The sequence below is a fragment of the Streptomyces roseicoloratus genome, assembly GCF_004117935.1.
Taxonomy (GTDB): Bacteria; Actinomycetota; Actinomycetes; order Streptomycetales; family Streptomycetaceae; genus Streptomyces; species Streptomyces roseicoloratus.
The window spans coordinates 1-14,651 of the sequence record NZ_SDOY01000025.1 but is presented as its reverse complement, the minus strand read 5'-3'; the positions used below and the strand labels follow the sequence as shown (position 1 = coordinate 14,651).

Below are 14,651 nucleotides of genomic sequence, written 5' to 3'. Positions count from 1 at the left end.
AACAAGCGTTGACACCCCAGGGAGGACGGCCCACAATTGCCAACAAGCGTTGACCAACAAACGTTGGCCAACGGACGTAGGCATCCCTGGAGGCAATGATGAGCACCAAGGGCACCCCCGGCACCCCCACCTCCCCGAGCACCTCCCCCGCCGCTCCTCCGCCCCTCCGCCCGTCCGCCTCCCCGGCCTCCCCGGCCTCCCCGGCCTCCCCGGCCTCCCCGGCAGCCGCTTCCCCGTCCCCGTCCGCGTCCGCGTCGCCCTCCCCGTCCGCCACCCCGGCCCCCTTCGACACCGACGTGCTCGTCGTCGGCGCCGGCCCCACCGGTCTCCTCCTCGCCGGGGACCTCGCCGCCGCGGGACTCCGCGTCACCGTCGCCGAGCGCCGCGCCGAAGGCCGCTCCAACCTGACCCGCGCCTTCGGCGTCCACGCCCGCACCCTGGAGCAGCTCGACTCCCGCGGCCTCGCGGACGAGCTGATCGCCACCGGCACGCCCATCACCGACCTGCGCCTCTTCGGCGGACTCTCCCTCGACCTCTCCCGGCTGCCCTCCCGCTTCCCCTTCCTGCTCATCACCCCGCAGTACGAGGTCGAGAACGTGCTCCACCGCCGGGCGGTGTCCACAGGTGTGGACTTCCGGTACGGGACGGAGCTGCGCGGCCTGGACCAGGACGCCGACGGCGTCACGGCGGAACTCTCGGGACCCGACGGACCGGCGACGCTCCGGGCCCGCCACGCCGTCGGCACCGACGGCCTGCGCAGCGCGGTCCGCTCCGCCCTCGGCCTGCCATTCCCGGGCGCCTCGGTGATCCGCTCGATCGTCCTCGCGGACGTACGGCTCGCGAAGGAACCCGGACACCTCCTCACGGTCTCCGCCTCCCCCTCCGGCAACGCCTTCGCGTTCGTCGCGCCCTTCGGCGACGGCTGGTACCGCGTCATGGGCTGGGACCGCCGCCGGCAGGTGGCCGACGACGTGCCCGTGGACCTCGACGAGGTCAGGGCGATCGCCCGGGAGGCCCTCGGCACCGACCTCGGCATGCACGACGCCCGCTGGATCTCCCGCTTCCACAGCGACGAACGCCAGGCACCCGCCTACCGCTCGGGCCGGGTCTTCCTCGCCGGCGACGCCGCCCACGTCCACTCCCCCGCAGGCGGCCAGGGCATGAACACCGGCCTCCAGGACGCCGCCAACCTCTCCTGGCGCCTCACCGCCGTCCTGCGCGGCGAAGCGCCCGACCCCGAGGCCCTGCTGGACGGCTACCAGGCGGAACGGCACCCGGTCGGCAGGAACGTGCTGCGCAGCAGCGGTGCCATCGTGCGCCTCGCGATGGCCCGCACACCGCTCCAGCGCGCCGCGCGCGACCTCGCCGCCCGGCTGGTCGGCACCGTCCGGCCGGCCGCCGCCCGCGCGATGGGCCAGATCAGCGGCATCGGCGTCCACTACGGCCCCGGAACCCGCCGGGTCCCGGACCTCAAGCTGCGCGAGGGCCGGCTGTACGAGCTGCTGCGCGCGGGCGAGTTCGTCCTCGTCACCCCCGAGGGCGCCGCCCCGGCCCTGCCCCGTACGGCCCCCGTCGCCGCCGACCGCGTCGTCCACGCCACCTGGGCGAACCCGGCCCGCCACGACACCCTCCTGGTCCGCCCCGACGGCTACACGACCCCGCTGTAGCGGGGGCGGCCACGGACGGCCGGGCGTTCCTGGTCGTCGAGGACGTGTCGCAGATAGCTCCGCGGGTCCGCCAGGTAGCGGCGCCAGTGGTCGACCACGCCCAGCTCCGCCCAGGCCACCCGCCGCATCCCGTGGTCGCCGACCTCCACGATGTCGGCGCCCGGGAGGGCCGTCAGCAGCGGTGAGTGCGTGGCGCACACCACCTGGCCGCCGCGCTTCACCAGCCGGTCCACATGGCCCAGCAGCTCCAGGCACGACGTGAAGGACAGCGCGGCCTCCGGCTCGTCCATCACGTACAGCCCGGGCTGCAGGAACTTCTCCCGGAACGCCGCCAGAAAGCCCTCGCCATGACTCAGCGCATCGGGTCCGAAGCCCTCCCGGTCCAGCGCGTCGAGCGCCGTCTCGGCCCGCAGGAAGAAGCCCTTGCGCGCCGCGCGGCTGCCCAGCATGCGGCGCCCGCGCGGCGCTGCGTCGAAGCGGATCCGCTCGCCGAGCACCGACCGGCCCCGCGAGGTGGCGTAGCGCCAGTCGAGCGAGCCGCCCCAGGAGTCGAGCCCGAATCCCTCCGCGAGCGCCTCGACCAGGGTGGACTTGCCGGAACCGTTCTCGCCGACCAGAAAGGTGACGGGCGCCTCGAAGCGCAGGCCCTCGGCCACGAGCTGCCGCACGCACGGCACCGACCAGGGCCACTCGCCCTCGTCGGAGGAGGCGACATGGGCGTACGCGCGTTCGACGATCACGGATCGAGTGTCACACGACGGCGGCCCGGAACTCCGGCGACCGGACAGCGGGCGAGACTCCGGCGCCCGGACATCGGGCGAAGACCCCGGCGACCGGACGAGGGCCGACGGCGCCGGTCCCCGGACCACAGCCGAAGGTCCCGGCCGCCGGCGGCCCGCCGCCGTCAGAACACGTACGGGTCGCCGGTGGAGAGGACCAGGACGTGGTGCCGGTCGTTGCGCGGGTTCGCGTCGGCGACGCCGTCCCGCCAGACCGTGCGGATGTCCACGGTCAGCTCGTCCGGACGGCCCGCCGTCCGCAGGTCGAGCGCGAGCTCGTCGGCCACGCCGGCCGCCCGCAGCTCGCCCGTACGACAGGAGACCACCCGGTCGCTGCTCCACAGGCACGACGGCGGCAGCTCCTGGCCGCCCGCCATCGGCTCGGAGAAGGCGAGCCGGACGGTCGCCTGGGAGACGTCCGTGGGCCCGTGGTTCTCGCTGACCAGCCAGACGCCCAGCCGCCCGTCCCACAGGGAGACATGCCCGTGGTGGGACAGATCCGCCTCGCCCCCGGCCTCCGCCGCCACACCCGTACCCGCACCCGCACCCGTACCGGCCACCACGGCGGCGGTCAGGGCCGCGCCGAACAGGGCCTTGCGCATCGCAGTCATGCCCTGAAGATACCGATTGATCCCCATATATTCTGACCATCGGTCAGCCGCGTGTCTCGGCCCGCGCCCCCACCCCGCCCCGTCCGCCCCGCCACCGCAGCCGCCTATCCTGACCAGGCGATCCCACGATCGAGACCCGTCGACACCGTCCGCGCGAGGAGCCCGTCATGACCGCCGCCCCCGGCAAGCCCATCGCCGTCGTCACCGGAGCGAGCAGCGGCATCGGCGCGGCCACCGCCCGGCAGCTCGCCGCCGCCGGCTACCGCGTCGTCCTCACCGCACGCCGCAAGGACCGCATCGAGGCCCTGGCCGCCGAGATCAACGCGGCCGGCCACCAGGCCACCGCGTACGCCCTCGACGTCACCGACCGCGCCGCCGTCGACGAGTTCGCCACCGCCTTCCCGACCCTCGGCGTCCTGGTCAACAACGCCGGCGGCGCGCTCGGCGCCGACCCCGTCGCCACCGGCGACCCGGACGACTGGCGCCGCATGTACGAGGTCAACGTCATCGGCACCCTCAACCTCACCCAGGCCCTGCTGCCCGCCCTCACCGCGAGCGGCGACGGCACCGTGGTCGTCGTCTCCTCCACCGCCGGCCACGCCACCTACGAGGGCGGCGCGGGCTACGTCGCGGCCAAGAACGGCGCCCGCGTCCTCGCCGAGACCCTCCGCCTGGAGATCGTCGGCACGCCGGTCCGCGTCATCGAGGTCGCCCCGGGCATGGTCAGGACCGAGGAGTTCGCCACCACGCGCTTCCGCGGCGACACCGAGAAGGCCGCCAAGGTCTACGCGGGCGTGGCCGAACCGCTGACCGCCGACGACGTCGCCGACACCATCACCTGGGCCTGCACCCGACCGCCCCACGTCAACATCGACCTCCTGGTCGTCCGCCCCCGCGCCCAGGCCTCCAACACGAAGGTCCACCGCGAGCTCTGACGACAAGGGCTGACACCACCCCGTTCGGGTGAATCACCACGAACACCACAACGCGGCCAGAACACCCGACCTACGGTCGACACAACTCCATAAAGAACGGCCCTCGGCCGGGACGGCAATCCCGGCCGAGGGCCTCACCATCAGGAAGGCACCTTCCCGTGGCTGAACCCGACCCTAGCGCGCCCGCGCTCTTCGACCTCGGCGCACTCACCCAGCCCGCCTCCGCACCGTCCTTCATGGACCTGGAGAACCCGGACTACGCCTACATGTTCGGCTTCCTTCAAACCGACGGACACCTCGCGGCCGGCGCGGGACGCAAAGGTCAGTTGACTGTCGAGATCAACGCCCGAGACATCGCGATCCTCGAGGAGTTCCGGCGACTGACCCCGTACAACAGCACCATCACCGAACGCACCCGGTCGACGAACTTCGCGGCCGTCAGCCACACCGCGATCTGGGGACTGTGCGCCCTGGAGGCCCGGACCAGACTCAACGAGCTCGGCCTGCCCTACGGCCGCAAATCGCGGCGGATCACCCCACCACGGGTGCCGTTCTCCCGTCCCGACTACCTTCGCGGCCTCATCGATGCGGACGGTTCCGTGGGCTTCACCGAGGAGGGGCTGCCCTTCGTCAGCCTGACCACCCAGAGCACCGCCATTGCCGTCTACCTCTGCCGCTACACCAACCTCGTCCTGGGCCTCCACAAACTTCCCGGCCGGAACAAGCGCGACAACATCTACACCGTGATGTACATGCGGGAGAGTGCCGTGGCGGTCGCCCGGCATCTGTACTCCCCCGGCGCGCTGGCCCTGCCGCGCAAGAGCGCGGTCGCGGCCGAGGTGCGCGCCTGGGAGCGACCGGCGGACATGCCGCCACGCCAACTCTTCCGGAAGCGCAGCTGGACCGCCCTGGAGGACCGGATCCTCCTCGACACGGACGACGACGAGGAGGCCGCGGCCACACTCGGCCGCACCGTCAAGTCGTGCACGATCCGGCGCTGGCGACTGCGCCGGCGCTGACCACGCCGGCTCGGGGGGCCGGCGCCACGCCGGCCCCCAGGGCGTCAGCCCTTGACGTTCACGACCTGCTTGAGCTTGGCGACCACCTCGACCAGGTCCCGCTGCTGCTCCATCACCTGCTCAATGGGCTTGTAGGCGCCGGGGATCTCGTCCAGGACACCGGCGTCCTTGCGGCACTCCACGCCCCGCGTCTGTTCCTCCAGATCCCGGACGGTGAACCGCCGCTTCGCCTCGCTCCGGCTCATCCGCCGGCCTGCGCCGTGCGAGGCCGAGTTCAGCGCCATCTCGTTGCCGAGCCCCTTCACGATGTACGAGCCGGTGCCCATGGAGCCCGGAATGATCCCGAACTCGCCCGACCCGGCCCTGATCGCGCCCTTGCGGGTGACGAGCAGGTCCATCCCCTCGTACCGCTCCTCCGCCACGTAGTTGTGGTGACAGGAGATCACCGGCTCGAAGGTGACCCTGGCCTTGCGGAACTCCCGGCGAATGACCTCCTGGAACAGCGCCATCATGATCGCGCGGTTGTACTTCGCGTACTCCTGCGCCCAGAAGAGGTCGTTCCGGTACGCCGCCATCTGCGGGGTGTCGGCGACGAAGACCGCGAGGTCCCGGTCGATCAGCCCCTGGTTGTGGGGCAGCTTCTGCGCCTCGCCGATGTGGTACTCGGCGAGCTCCTTGCCGATGTTCCGGGAGCCGGAGTGCAGCATGAGCCACACCGCCCCTTGGCCATCGATGCAAACTTCGCAGTAGTGATTTCCCGCGCCTAGGGTGCCCATCTGCTTCTCGGCCCGCTCCCGGCGGAACTTCACCGGATCGGCGACCGTGTCGAACCGCGACCAGAAGTCATTCCACCCCGCCGTCGGGAACTGGAACAGCCGCCCCGGGTCCACCATCTCCCGGTGCATCCCCCGCCCCACCGGAATCGCCTGCTCGATCTTCGACCGCAGCCGCGAGAGGTCGCCCGGCAGGTCGTTCGCCGTCAGCGAGCTCTTGACCGCGGACATGCCACAGCCGATGTCCACGCCCACCGCCGCCGGACACACCGCGCCCTTCATCGCGATCACCGAGCCGACCGTCGCGCCCTTGCCGTAGTGCACGTCCGGCATCACGGCCAGGCCCTTGATCCAGGGAAGGGTGGCAGTGTTCTGCAGCTGCCGCATCGCGCCGTCCTCGACCGAGGCCGGATCCGTCCACATCCGGATCGGCACCTTCGCGCCCGGTACCTCTACGTACGACATGTCCACCCACTTCCCCCGAAAAGCCTGATAACGCAAAAACCGGAACCAAAGCCCGTACAGGTGACCACGGACCGGCATCGACGGCTGCGCTTGCGATAGACATTGTGTTCACCGCGCCATGCGGAGCAGCAAACAGTTTTCGGGGGGACACCCCCGGAGAAGGGAGCCTGGGATCGTGCAGCGCAAGGCGTACGCACCGGGCCGCGCGCCTGGTCGGTCCGGTTCCGCGGCGCTCTCCGCGGTCGCGCTGGCCCTCGGTCTCGGGATCGGCCTTTCGGGCTGTTCCGCCGATGGTTCCCCGGACACCGAGGCGGTCGACTCGAAGGCGGGTCCCGCCGCTCCGACGGCGGCGCCGGGCCGCTACCGCACGCTGTTCGAGCCGTGCGGCGCCGTCCCGGCGACCACGCTGAAGGACCTGCTGCCGGGGGCCTCGGGGCTGCCCGAGCCCGAGCGGGACCGGGTCTACCGCGGCACCTCGGCGCCGACGTTCGACACGGACCGGCGGGTGGGCTGCGGCTGGAAGGCGGACGGCCCCGACGCCACGCACCGGCTGACGCTCGACGTCGAGCGGGTGGTGTCCTACGACCCGACGGTCAGCGACGACGACCGGGCGCAGGAGGTGTACGGCAGGAAGCAGGCCGCGGCGGGGATCGCGGCGCCGCCGACGGCTCCGGTGACGCCCGGCACGCCGTCGGGCACGCCGGGCACGCCGGGCGTGCCGTCGGATACGTCGGGTACGGCGGGAACGCCGTCGGGTGGCGGCGCCCCGCCCGCCAAGGCCGCCGGTGCCGGCGCGGGGGCGCAGGGTGCGTCCGGTGCGTCCGGTGCGTCTGGCGCGGTGGGTGCGCGGTCGGGCGCGGGGGCGGTTTCCCCGTTCGCCGGTCTTCAGCCGCAGGGTCCGCTCGCGCCTCCGCCGACCCAGGCGGCGTCGCCGGCCGGCGCGGGTGCGGCCCCGGGGCCCGGCGCGGCGGCCTCGGCGGGTGCGGCCACGCCGCCCGCCACGCCCGTCTCGCCTGCCACGCCGACGACGGGTCTGGAGAACCGTGTTCTCGAGGGTCTGGGTGACGTGGCGTTCCTGAAGGACACGCTCGCGACGCCCGGTGCGTCGGGTGCGCGGCGGCTGGTGAGCGTGGTGTTCCGCACATCGAACGTCATCGTGACGGTGTCGTACGAGGAGCAGACGACCACCTCGGCGGAGGTGCCGGACAGCAGGGAACTGCAGGAAAAGGCCCGGAATCTGGCGCGTCTGCTGGCGGAGCGGCTGGAGGAGTAGCGGTTCGGTCCCGCTCCGTGAGCGGGTCGGGACCACGTAACGTGTCGGCGTATCCCGCCCGTCGGCAGCCGGCCGCCGGCGGCCCGGACGCGTGCCAGGCGCCCGGACCGTACGACAAGCGACTGAAGGAACCATGCAGCGATCAGCCCCGCGACTCTCCCGCATACTCGCCTGTGCCGCCGTCCCGGTGATGCTCGTCGCCGTCGGCTGCTCTTCCGGTTCGGACTCCGGTGACGGGGGTTCCGGTTCGGGGGACAAGGCGGGGTCGTCGGCGTCGGCGACGCCGAAGGCCACGCAGTCGACGAAGTCGGTGGAGCCGGCGAAGTTCGCGGAGCTGCCGCAGGTCTGCTCGTCGTTGTCGGCGAAGACGATCGAGAGCCTCGTGCCGAAGGCGAAGAACAAGAAGGGCACGGAGACTCCGTCCAGTGACGCCGGCAGCCGTGGCGGCTGTTCGTGGAACGGTCTGGAGGACAAGGGCACGAAGGGTTCGCAGTACCGCTGGCTGGACGTGTCCTTCTACCGGTACGAGTCGGACGCGACGCTCGGCAGCGGTCAGGAGCGGGCCGCGGACAACTACGCCAAGGAGCTGGCGAAGGTCCAGGCGACCGAGGGCGCGAAGAAGCTGCGTACGGCGCCGGCCTCGGGTGTGGGTGACCAGGCGGACACGGTGACGTACGAACTGCGCAAGGCGAACGAGGACTTCCGTTACGCGTCGGTGGTGGCCCGTACCGGCAACGTGGTGGTGCTGCTGTCCTACAACGGTGCCGGTTACGAGGGTGCCGACGCCCCGTCGGAGAAGTCGATCCGGGACGGCGCGGTGAACGCGGCGAAGGAGGCCGTGGCGGCGGTCGCGGCGGCCAACAAGTAGCCGACCTGGGATCGTTTGTACGGTTTTGCACGGAGCCCGTCCCTCCCCAGAGGGTCGGGCTTCGCGCACATGTGCCAGTCTGTGCCCGCGAGATGTCGATCGACGGGAGGGATCGCGGGTGGCCGCGATGCAGCTGACACGCACGCACCGGATACTCATCGGCATGGTCGTCGCGGGTGCGGTGATCATCGCCGGTATCGGTTTCGCCGGCTCGTACGCGGCGGTGCGCGAGCTCGCCGTCGACAAGGGCTTCGGCACCTTCTCGTACTTCTTCCCGATCGGCATCGACGCGGGCATCTGTGTGCTGCTCGCGCTGGATCTGCTGCTGACGTGGATCCGCATTCCGTTCCCGCTGCTGCGGCAGACGGCCTGGGTGCTGACCGCGGCGACGATCGCGTTCAACGGCGCGGCGGCGTGGCCGGACCCGCTGGGCGTGGGGATGCACGCGGTGATCCCGGTGCTGTTCGTGGTCGCGGTCGAGGCGGCGCGACACGCGGTCGGCCGGATCGCGGACATCACGGCGGACAAGCACATGGAGGGTGTGCGGCTGACGCGCTGGCTGCTGTCGCCGATCCCGACGTTCCGGCTGTGGCGGCGGATGAAGCTGTGGGAGCTGCGGTCGTACGAGCAGGTGATCAAGCTGGAGCAGGACCGGCTGATCTACCAGGCGCGGCTGCAGGCCCGGTTCGGCCGGGCGTGGCGGCGCAAGGCGCCGGTGGAGGCGTTGATGCCGCTGCGGCTCGCGCATCTGGGCGTGCCGTTGTCGGAGACGGCGCCGGCGGGGCTGGCGGCGGCGGGCATCGAGCCGGTGCTGCTGCCTCCGTCGCCGCCGGTGGCGGGCCAGGGGCAGGGCCAGGTGCAGGGCGGGGTCCAGGTTCCGGCGATGGTGGCGGCGGGGGCGACGCCGGAGCTGGAGCAGTCGCGCCCGCAGGGCCAGGTGCAGGTCCCGGGCCAGATCCCCGGTCAGGGCCAGGTGCCGGGTCAGCCGATGCCGGGTCAGGTCGTCGGTCAGGGCCAGGTGCCGGGTCAGCCGGGGCCGGGTCAGCCGGGGCCGCAGCCGATGCCGCAGTCGGCGGCGGAGGCGGCGGAGGCGGGCAACCCGTGGTTCCTGGCCCAGCAGGTGTCGCCGGAGGCGTACCAGGGCACGTACGCCCCGCAGATCGTGGAGGGCCTGGAGCCGATTCCGGTGCCGATTCCGCAGGGCCCGGACGATGTGCCGCCGCCGGGGCCGGAGCAGTTCGAGGAGTACCAGGAGTTCGTGGACGAGCAGCCGTCGCCGGACGAGTTCGCGGATGCCGCGTACAAGGCGATGTGGGACTACGTCGAGGAGAAGCAGGAGTTCCCGAACTCCGAGCAGCTCGACATCTGGCTCAGTGACACGTACGGGATCACGCACCCCCGCAGCTCGTCGATCCTGCGGGAACTGACCCCGCAGCTGCGCCGGCGCATCGAGGAGGAGTGGGCGGAGAACAACACTCCGTAGCCGCACTCCGCGTAGCCGCACTTCACCCCGCGGCACGTCGCAGCCGCGCTGCGGGGCCACGACGCACGGCGCCGGCAACGGAAACCGCCCTCCTCCGAAGGACTCGGAGGAGGGCGGTTTCCGTTGCCCGCTCGCCGGGCGGCGGTGGCTCAGGCGCCGATCAGCTTGCGCACCCGGTCCGCTCCGACCGCGAGCAGCAGCGTGGGCAGGCGGGGGCCCGTCTCGCGGCTGACGAGGAGCTTGTAGAGCAGGGCGAAGAACGAGCGCTGGGCGAGCTTGAGCTCCGGGGTGGGCTTGGCGTCGGGGGTGAGGCCGGCCATGACCTTGGGGACGCCGTAGACGAGGGTGGTGAGGCCGTCGAGGGACCAGTGGCTGTCCAGGCCTTCCAGGAGCAGCCGCAGGGACTCGCGGCCCTCGTCGTCGAGGGAGCCGAGGAGCTCGGTGTCGGGCTCGTCGCGGACGATGGTGCGCTGGCCGGCCGGGACCTGGTTGGTGATCCAGTTCTCGGCGCGGTCCAGGCGCGGGCGGACCTCGTCGAGGGAGGTGACGGGGTTGTCCGGGTCGAGCTCGCCGAGGATGCGCAGCGTCTGCTCGTCGTGGCCGGCGGTGATGTCGACGACGGAGGCGAGCGTGCGGTACGGCAGCGGGCGCGGCGTGCGGGGCAGCTCGCCGGCGGCGGTGCGGGCCGCGCGGGCGTGGGCGGCGGCGTCGGCCGGGAGGACGGTGCCGTCGGCGACCTTGGCCTCGAGCTTGTCCCACTCGTCGTAGAGCCGCTGGATCTCCTGGTCGAAGGCGATCTTGAAGGACTGGTTGGGCCTGCGGCGCGCGTACAGCCAGCGCAGCAGCTGGGGCTCCATGATCTGCAGGGCGTCGGCCGCGGTGGGGACGCCGCCCTTGGAGGAGGACATCTTGGCCATGCCGCTGATGCCGACGAAGGCGTACATGGGGCCGATGGGCTGGACGCCGTCGAAGATGCCGACGATCTGGCCGCCTACCTGGAAGGACGAGCCGGGCGAGGAGTGGTCGACGCCGGAGGGCTCGAAGATGACGCCCTCGTAGGCCCAGCGCATGGGCCAGTCGACCTTCCAGACCAGCTTGCCGCGGTTGAACTCGCTGAGCTTGACGGTCTCGGCGAAGCCGCAGGCGGAGCAGGTGTAGGCGAGCTCGGTGGTGTCGTCGTCGTAGGAGGTGACGGTGGTGAGGTCCTTCTCGCACCGACCGCAGTAGGGCTTGTACGGGAAGTAGCCGGCGCCGCCGCCGGAGCCGTCGTCCTCGGCGGCCGCGCCGGAGCCTTCGGCGGCTTCGAGCTCGGCCTCGTCGACGGGCTTCTGGGACTGCTTCTTCGGCGCCTTCTTGGTGCGGTACTGGTCGAGGATGGCGTCGATGTCGGCGCGGTGGCGCATGGCGTGCAGGATCTGCTCGCGGTAGACGCCGGAGGTGTACTGCTCGGTCTGGCTGATGGGGTCGTACTCGACGCCGAGCTCGGCGAGCGCCTCGACCATGGCGGCCTTGAAGTGCTCGGCCCAGTTGGCGTGCGGCGAGCCGGCCGGGGCCGGGACGGACGTCAGCGGCTTGCCGATGTGCTCGGCCCAGGTCTCGTCGATGCCGGCGACGCCGTTGGGCACCTTGCGGTAGCGGTCGTAGTCGTCCCAGGAGATCAGGTGGCGGACCTCGTGGCCGCGGCGGCGGATCTCGTCGGCGACCAGGTGCGGGGTCATGACCTCGCGGAGGTTGCCGAGGTGGATGGGGCCGGACGGGGAGAGGCCGGAGGCGACGACGACCGGTTTGCCAGGCGCACGTCGCTCCGATTCGGCGATGACCTCGTCCGCGAAACGGGAGACCCAGTCGGTCTCGGTGCTGCTCTGAGCCACGATCGGTTCGTCCTTCTTCCTTGGTCCTTGCTGACCTTGTTTCCCTCGCATCAGCCATTCTCCCAGACGGAAGGCGGCGCTCCGAGGTTGTCCACAGGGGAGAACATGCCGGGGTCGCGAACGGGTGGCGCCGTCCCGGCGTTGTCCACAGGGGAGAAAACACGTTGCCCGCCCGTGGGACACTTGACAAGCGATAAAGCCCGTACGACTCCCATCACAGGAACGGAAGCTCATGGCCTCGGTCCCTTCCCTTGCTTCGACCGTGCAGCAGCGTCTCGCGGAAGGTCTCTCGGCAGCCCTGCCGGAGGCCGGGTCCGCCGATCCGCTGCTGCGACGAAGCGACCGGGCCGACTTCCAGGCCAACGGCATCCTGGCGCTCGCCAAGCAGCTCAAGGGCAATCCGCGTGAGCTGGCGACCAAGGTCGTCGAGGCGATCCCGGCGAACGACGTCCTGCAGGACATCGAGGTGTCCGGCCCCGGCTTCCTCAACATCACGGTGTCCGACGCCGCCATCGTGAACACGCTGGCGGCGCGTGCCGCGGACGACCGCCTCGGCGTGCCGTTCAACGCGTCGGCGGGCACGACGGTGATCGACTACGCGCAGCCGAACGTGGCGAAGGAGATGCACGTCGGCCACCTGCGTTCCGCCGTGATCGGCGCGGCGATGGTGGAGATCCTGGAGTTCACGGGCGAGACGGTGGTCCGCCGCCACCACATCGGCGACTGGGGCACCCAGTTCGGCATGCTCATCCAGTACCTGATCGAGCACCCGCACGAGCTGGACCACAAGGAGCGGGGCACGGACGTGGAGGTCTCCGGCGAGGAGGCCATGTCCAACCTGAACCGGCTCTACAAAGCGTCGCGCGCGCTGTTCGACTCGGACGAGGAGTTCAAGACGCGGGCGCGTGCCCGGGTGGTGGACCTGCAGGCGGGTGACGAGGAGACCCTCGCCCTGTGGCAGCGGTTCGTCGACGAGTCGAAGATCTACTTCTACTCGGTGTTCGAGAAGCTCGACATGGACATCCGCGACCCCGACATCGTCGGCGAGTCCGGCTACAACGACATGCTGCAGGAGACCTGCAGCCTGCTCGAGGAGTCGGGCGTCGCGGTCCGCTCGGAGGGTGCGCTGTGCGTGTTCTTCGACGACGTGAAGGGCCCGGACGGCAACCCGGTCCCGCTGATCGTGCAGAAGTCGGACGGCGGTTTCGGGTACGCGGCGACGGACCTGTCCGCGATCCGTGACCGGGTGCGGAACCTGAAGGCGTCGACGCTGCTGTACGTGGTGGACGCCCGTCAGTCGCTGCACTTCAAGATGGTCTTCGAGACCGCCCGCCGGGCCGGCTGGCTGAACGACGAGGTCAAGGCCCACCAGCTGGCCTTCGGCACGGTCCTCGGCAAGGACGGCAAGCCGTTCAAGACCCGTGAGGGCGAGACGGTGCGGCTGGTGGACCTGCTGGACGAGGCGATCGAGCGGGCGACGGCCGTCGTCTCCGAGAAGAAGGAGAAGGCCGGTCTCACCGACGAGGAGGTCGTCGAGAACGGCCGCTACGTCGGCATCGGCGCGGTGAAGTACGCCGACCTCTCGACCTCCGCCGTCCGGGACTACAAGTTCGACCTGGACCAGATGGTGTCGCTCAACGGTGACACCTCGGTGTACCTGCAGTACGCGTACGCCCGCATCCAGTCGATCAAGCGGAACGTGACGGATGCCGAGCCGGCCGCCCACCCGGAGCTGGAGCTGGCTCCGGCCGAGCGTGCCCTCGGTCTGCACCTGGACCAGTTCGGCGCCACGCTCGCCGAGGTGGCGGAGGAGTACGCACCGCACAAGCTGGCCGCGTACCTCTACCAGCTGGCCTCGCACCTGACGGCGTTCTACGACCAGTGCCCGGTCATGAAGGCGGAGACGCGGGAGCTGAAGGAGAACCGTCTGTTCCTGGTGGACCTCACCGCCCGGACCCTCCACCAGGGCATGGCCCTGCTGGGCATCCGGACGCCCGAGCGCCTCTGATCCGGCTCGACACGCGGCAGCAGACGGTGACGGCCCCGCCCGGCGGCGGGGCCGTCACCGTTTCACTGCCGCCCCCATGCGCCCTTGTCGGGCCAGTAGCCGTACGTCGGCCGCCCCTCGATGGCGCTGGTGCGGAACGGCTCGCCGCCGTCGTCGATCCGGATGCGGCCCTTGGCGTCGCCGCTGCTCCAGTCGAGCTCGAGGTACCAGGCCGCGGCATGCTCCTCGGTGTGCACGTCGAGGTTGAGCACCTGGGGATCGCCGGTGGCGACCTTGTACGGGAAGTCCTTGGCCGGGACGACGCGGTCCCCGTCGTGTCCGGCGACCGGCTTCACGTACGGGCGGGGTGCGTCGAGGTCGACGTCGAAGGTCTGCGGGGTGATCCCGCTGCCGCAGCCGTCGCCCATCGCGTACGCGGTGCGGTCGAGGGGCCGGCCGCGTTCGACGACCCGCACGTGGAGCCTGCCGAGCACCACGGGTGCCTGGGTGCGGCCGGTGACGGTGAGCTGAAGCTGCATGTTCCCGCCGTCGATGCCGCCGAGCGAGCGGCCCCAGGTGCGGGTGTCCTGCGGCGGGGGCGGCGGCGGGACGTGGCCGGGGTCCTGGTCGAGCAGGAAGTACTGCCCGCAGGGCTCGGCCCAGTTGTACGAGCTGATCCCGACGCTCAGCGGCGCGGGCGCGGTGCCGGCGGGTGCCGCGCCCGCGCCGCCGGGAGGCGTGTCGCCGACGCGCCCGACGAGATAGGCCCCGGGCACGGCGAGAACGACGACCGCGGCCGCGGCGAGGGCGCCTTTGAGGCGGGCACGGGAAGGATCCGAGACCGGCTCGGGCGCGCCGGGGGTGGTGGGCAGGTCGCCGGTGGACCCCGGGGCGGCGGGCCGGCCGGGGGCGGGCCGGCC

The 14,651-nt window shown here is 71.6% G+C and carries 11 protein-coding genes and 1 pseudogene; 7 read left to right on the top strand and 5 right to left on the bottom strand.

The window, feature by feature from the left end:
* Positions 1–98: 98 nt before the first annotated feature.
* The gene (locus tag ESG85_RS02080; protein WP_128976279.1) at positions 99–1,667 is read left to right on the top strand and encodes an FAD-dependent monooxygenase; all 1,569 of its coding nucleotides are present in this window, start codon (positions 99–101) and stop codon (positions 1,665–1,667) included.
* Here the strand turns inward: ESG85_RS02080 and ESG85_RS02075 are convergent.
* Both ESG85_RS02075 and ESG85_RS02070 read right to left on the bottom strand, forming a co-directional pair.
* Entirely contained in the window at positions 1,649–2,407 is a 759-nt protein-coding gene (locus ESG85_RS02075; protein WP_128976278.1) for an AAA family ATPase, read from the bottom strand. The genes ESG85_RS02080 and ESG85_RS02075 overlap by 19 nt on opposite strands.
* A gap of 164 nt (positions 2,408–2,571) precedes the next feature.
* Positions 2,572–3,057, bottom strand: a complete 486-nt coding sequence (locus ESG85_RS02070) for a hypothetical protein (RefSeq protein ID WP_128976277.1) — start codon at positions 3,055–3,057, stop codon at positions 2,572–2,574.
* A gap of 167 nt (positions 3,058–3,224) precedes the next feature.
* Between ESG85_RS02070 and ESG85_RS02065 the strand changes: the two genes are divergently transcribed.
* Both ESG85_RS02065 and ESG85_RS02060 read left to right on the top strand, forming a co-directional pair.
* Positions 3,225–3,992: an SDR family NAD(P)-dependent oxidoreductase gene (locus ESG85_RS02065; RefSeq protein WP_128976276.1), complete on the top strand. Its 768-nt coding sequence runs from the start codon at positions 3,225–3,227 to the stop codon at positions 3,990–3,992.
* Between the two features lie 158 nt (positions 3,993–4,150).
* A complete protein-coding gene (locus ESG85_RS02060) occupies positions 4,151–5,011 on the top strand; it encodes an LAGLIDADG family homing endonuclease (protein WP_128976275.1) in 861 nt (286 codons plus the stop codon).
* A gap of 44 nt (positions 5,012–5,055) precedes the next feature.
* Here ESG85_RS02060 and ESG85_RS02055 read toward each other — a convergent pair whose 3' ends face one another.
* Positions 5,056–6,249, bottom strand: coding sequence for an RtcB family protein (locus ESG85_RS02055; protein ID WP_128976274.1), 1,194 nt, complete (start codon positions 6,247–6,249; stop codon positions 5,056–5,058).
* Positions 6,250–6,424: 175 nt separating this feature from the next.
* Here ESG85_RS02055 and ESG85_RS35620 point away from each other — a divergent pair, with 175 nt between their 5' ends.
* From ESG85_RS35620 to ESG85_RS02040, 3 genes are all read left to right on the top strand, one after another.
* Positions 6,425–7,522, top strand: a complete 1,098-nt coding sequence (locus ESG85_RS35620; RefSeq protein ID WP_246094772.1) for a DUF3558 domain-containing protein — start codon at positions 6,425–6,427, stop codon at positions 7,520–7,522.
* Between the two features lie 133 nt (positions 7,523–7,655).
* Positions 7,656–8,390 carry a DUF3558 domain-containing protein gene (locus ESG85_RS02045; protein ID WP_128976273.1) on the top strand — a complete coding sequence of 245 codons (735 nt, stop codon included), beginning with the start codon at positions 7,656–7,658 and terminating at the stop codon, positions 8,388–8,390.
* A gap of 118 nt (positions 8,391–8,508) precedes the next feature.
* Positions 8,509–9,873 (top strand): DUF2637 domain-containing protein, encoded by a 1,365-nt coding sequence (locus ESG85_RS02040; protein WP_128976272.1) that lies wholly within the window; start codon positions 8,509–8,511, stop codon positions 9,871–9,873.
* 149 nt (positions 9,874–10,022) lie between these two features.
* On the opposite strand, the gene lysS is transcribed toward ESG85_RS02040, so the two are convergent.
* Positions 10,023–11,795 (bottom strand): lysine--tRNA ligase, encoded by a 1,773-nt coding sequence (gene lysS / locus ESG85_RS02035; RefSeq protein ID WP_181018937.1) that lies wholly within the window; start codon positions 11,793–11,795, stop codon positions 10,023–10,025.
* Positions 11,796–11,976: 181 nt separating this feature from the next.
* On the opposite strand from lysS, the gene argS reads away from it, so the two are divergent.
* On the top strand, positions 11,977–13,752 hold the full coding sequence (gene argS, locus ESG85_RS02030; RefSeq protein WP_128976270.1) for an arginine--tRNA ligase: 1,776 nt from the start codon (positions 11,977–11,979) through the stop codon (positions 13,750–13,752).
* Between the two features lie 62 nt (positions 13,753–13,814).
* Here argS and ESG85_RS34815 read toward each other — a convergent pair.
* Positions 13,815–14,651 (bottom strand): annotated as a pseudogene (locus ESG85_RS34815) (transcriptional regulator); the annotation flags it as partial.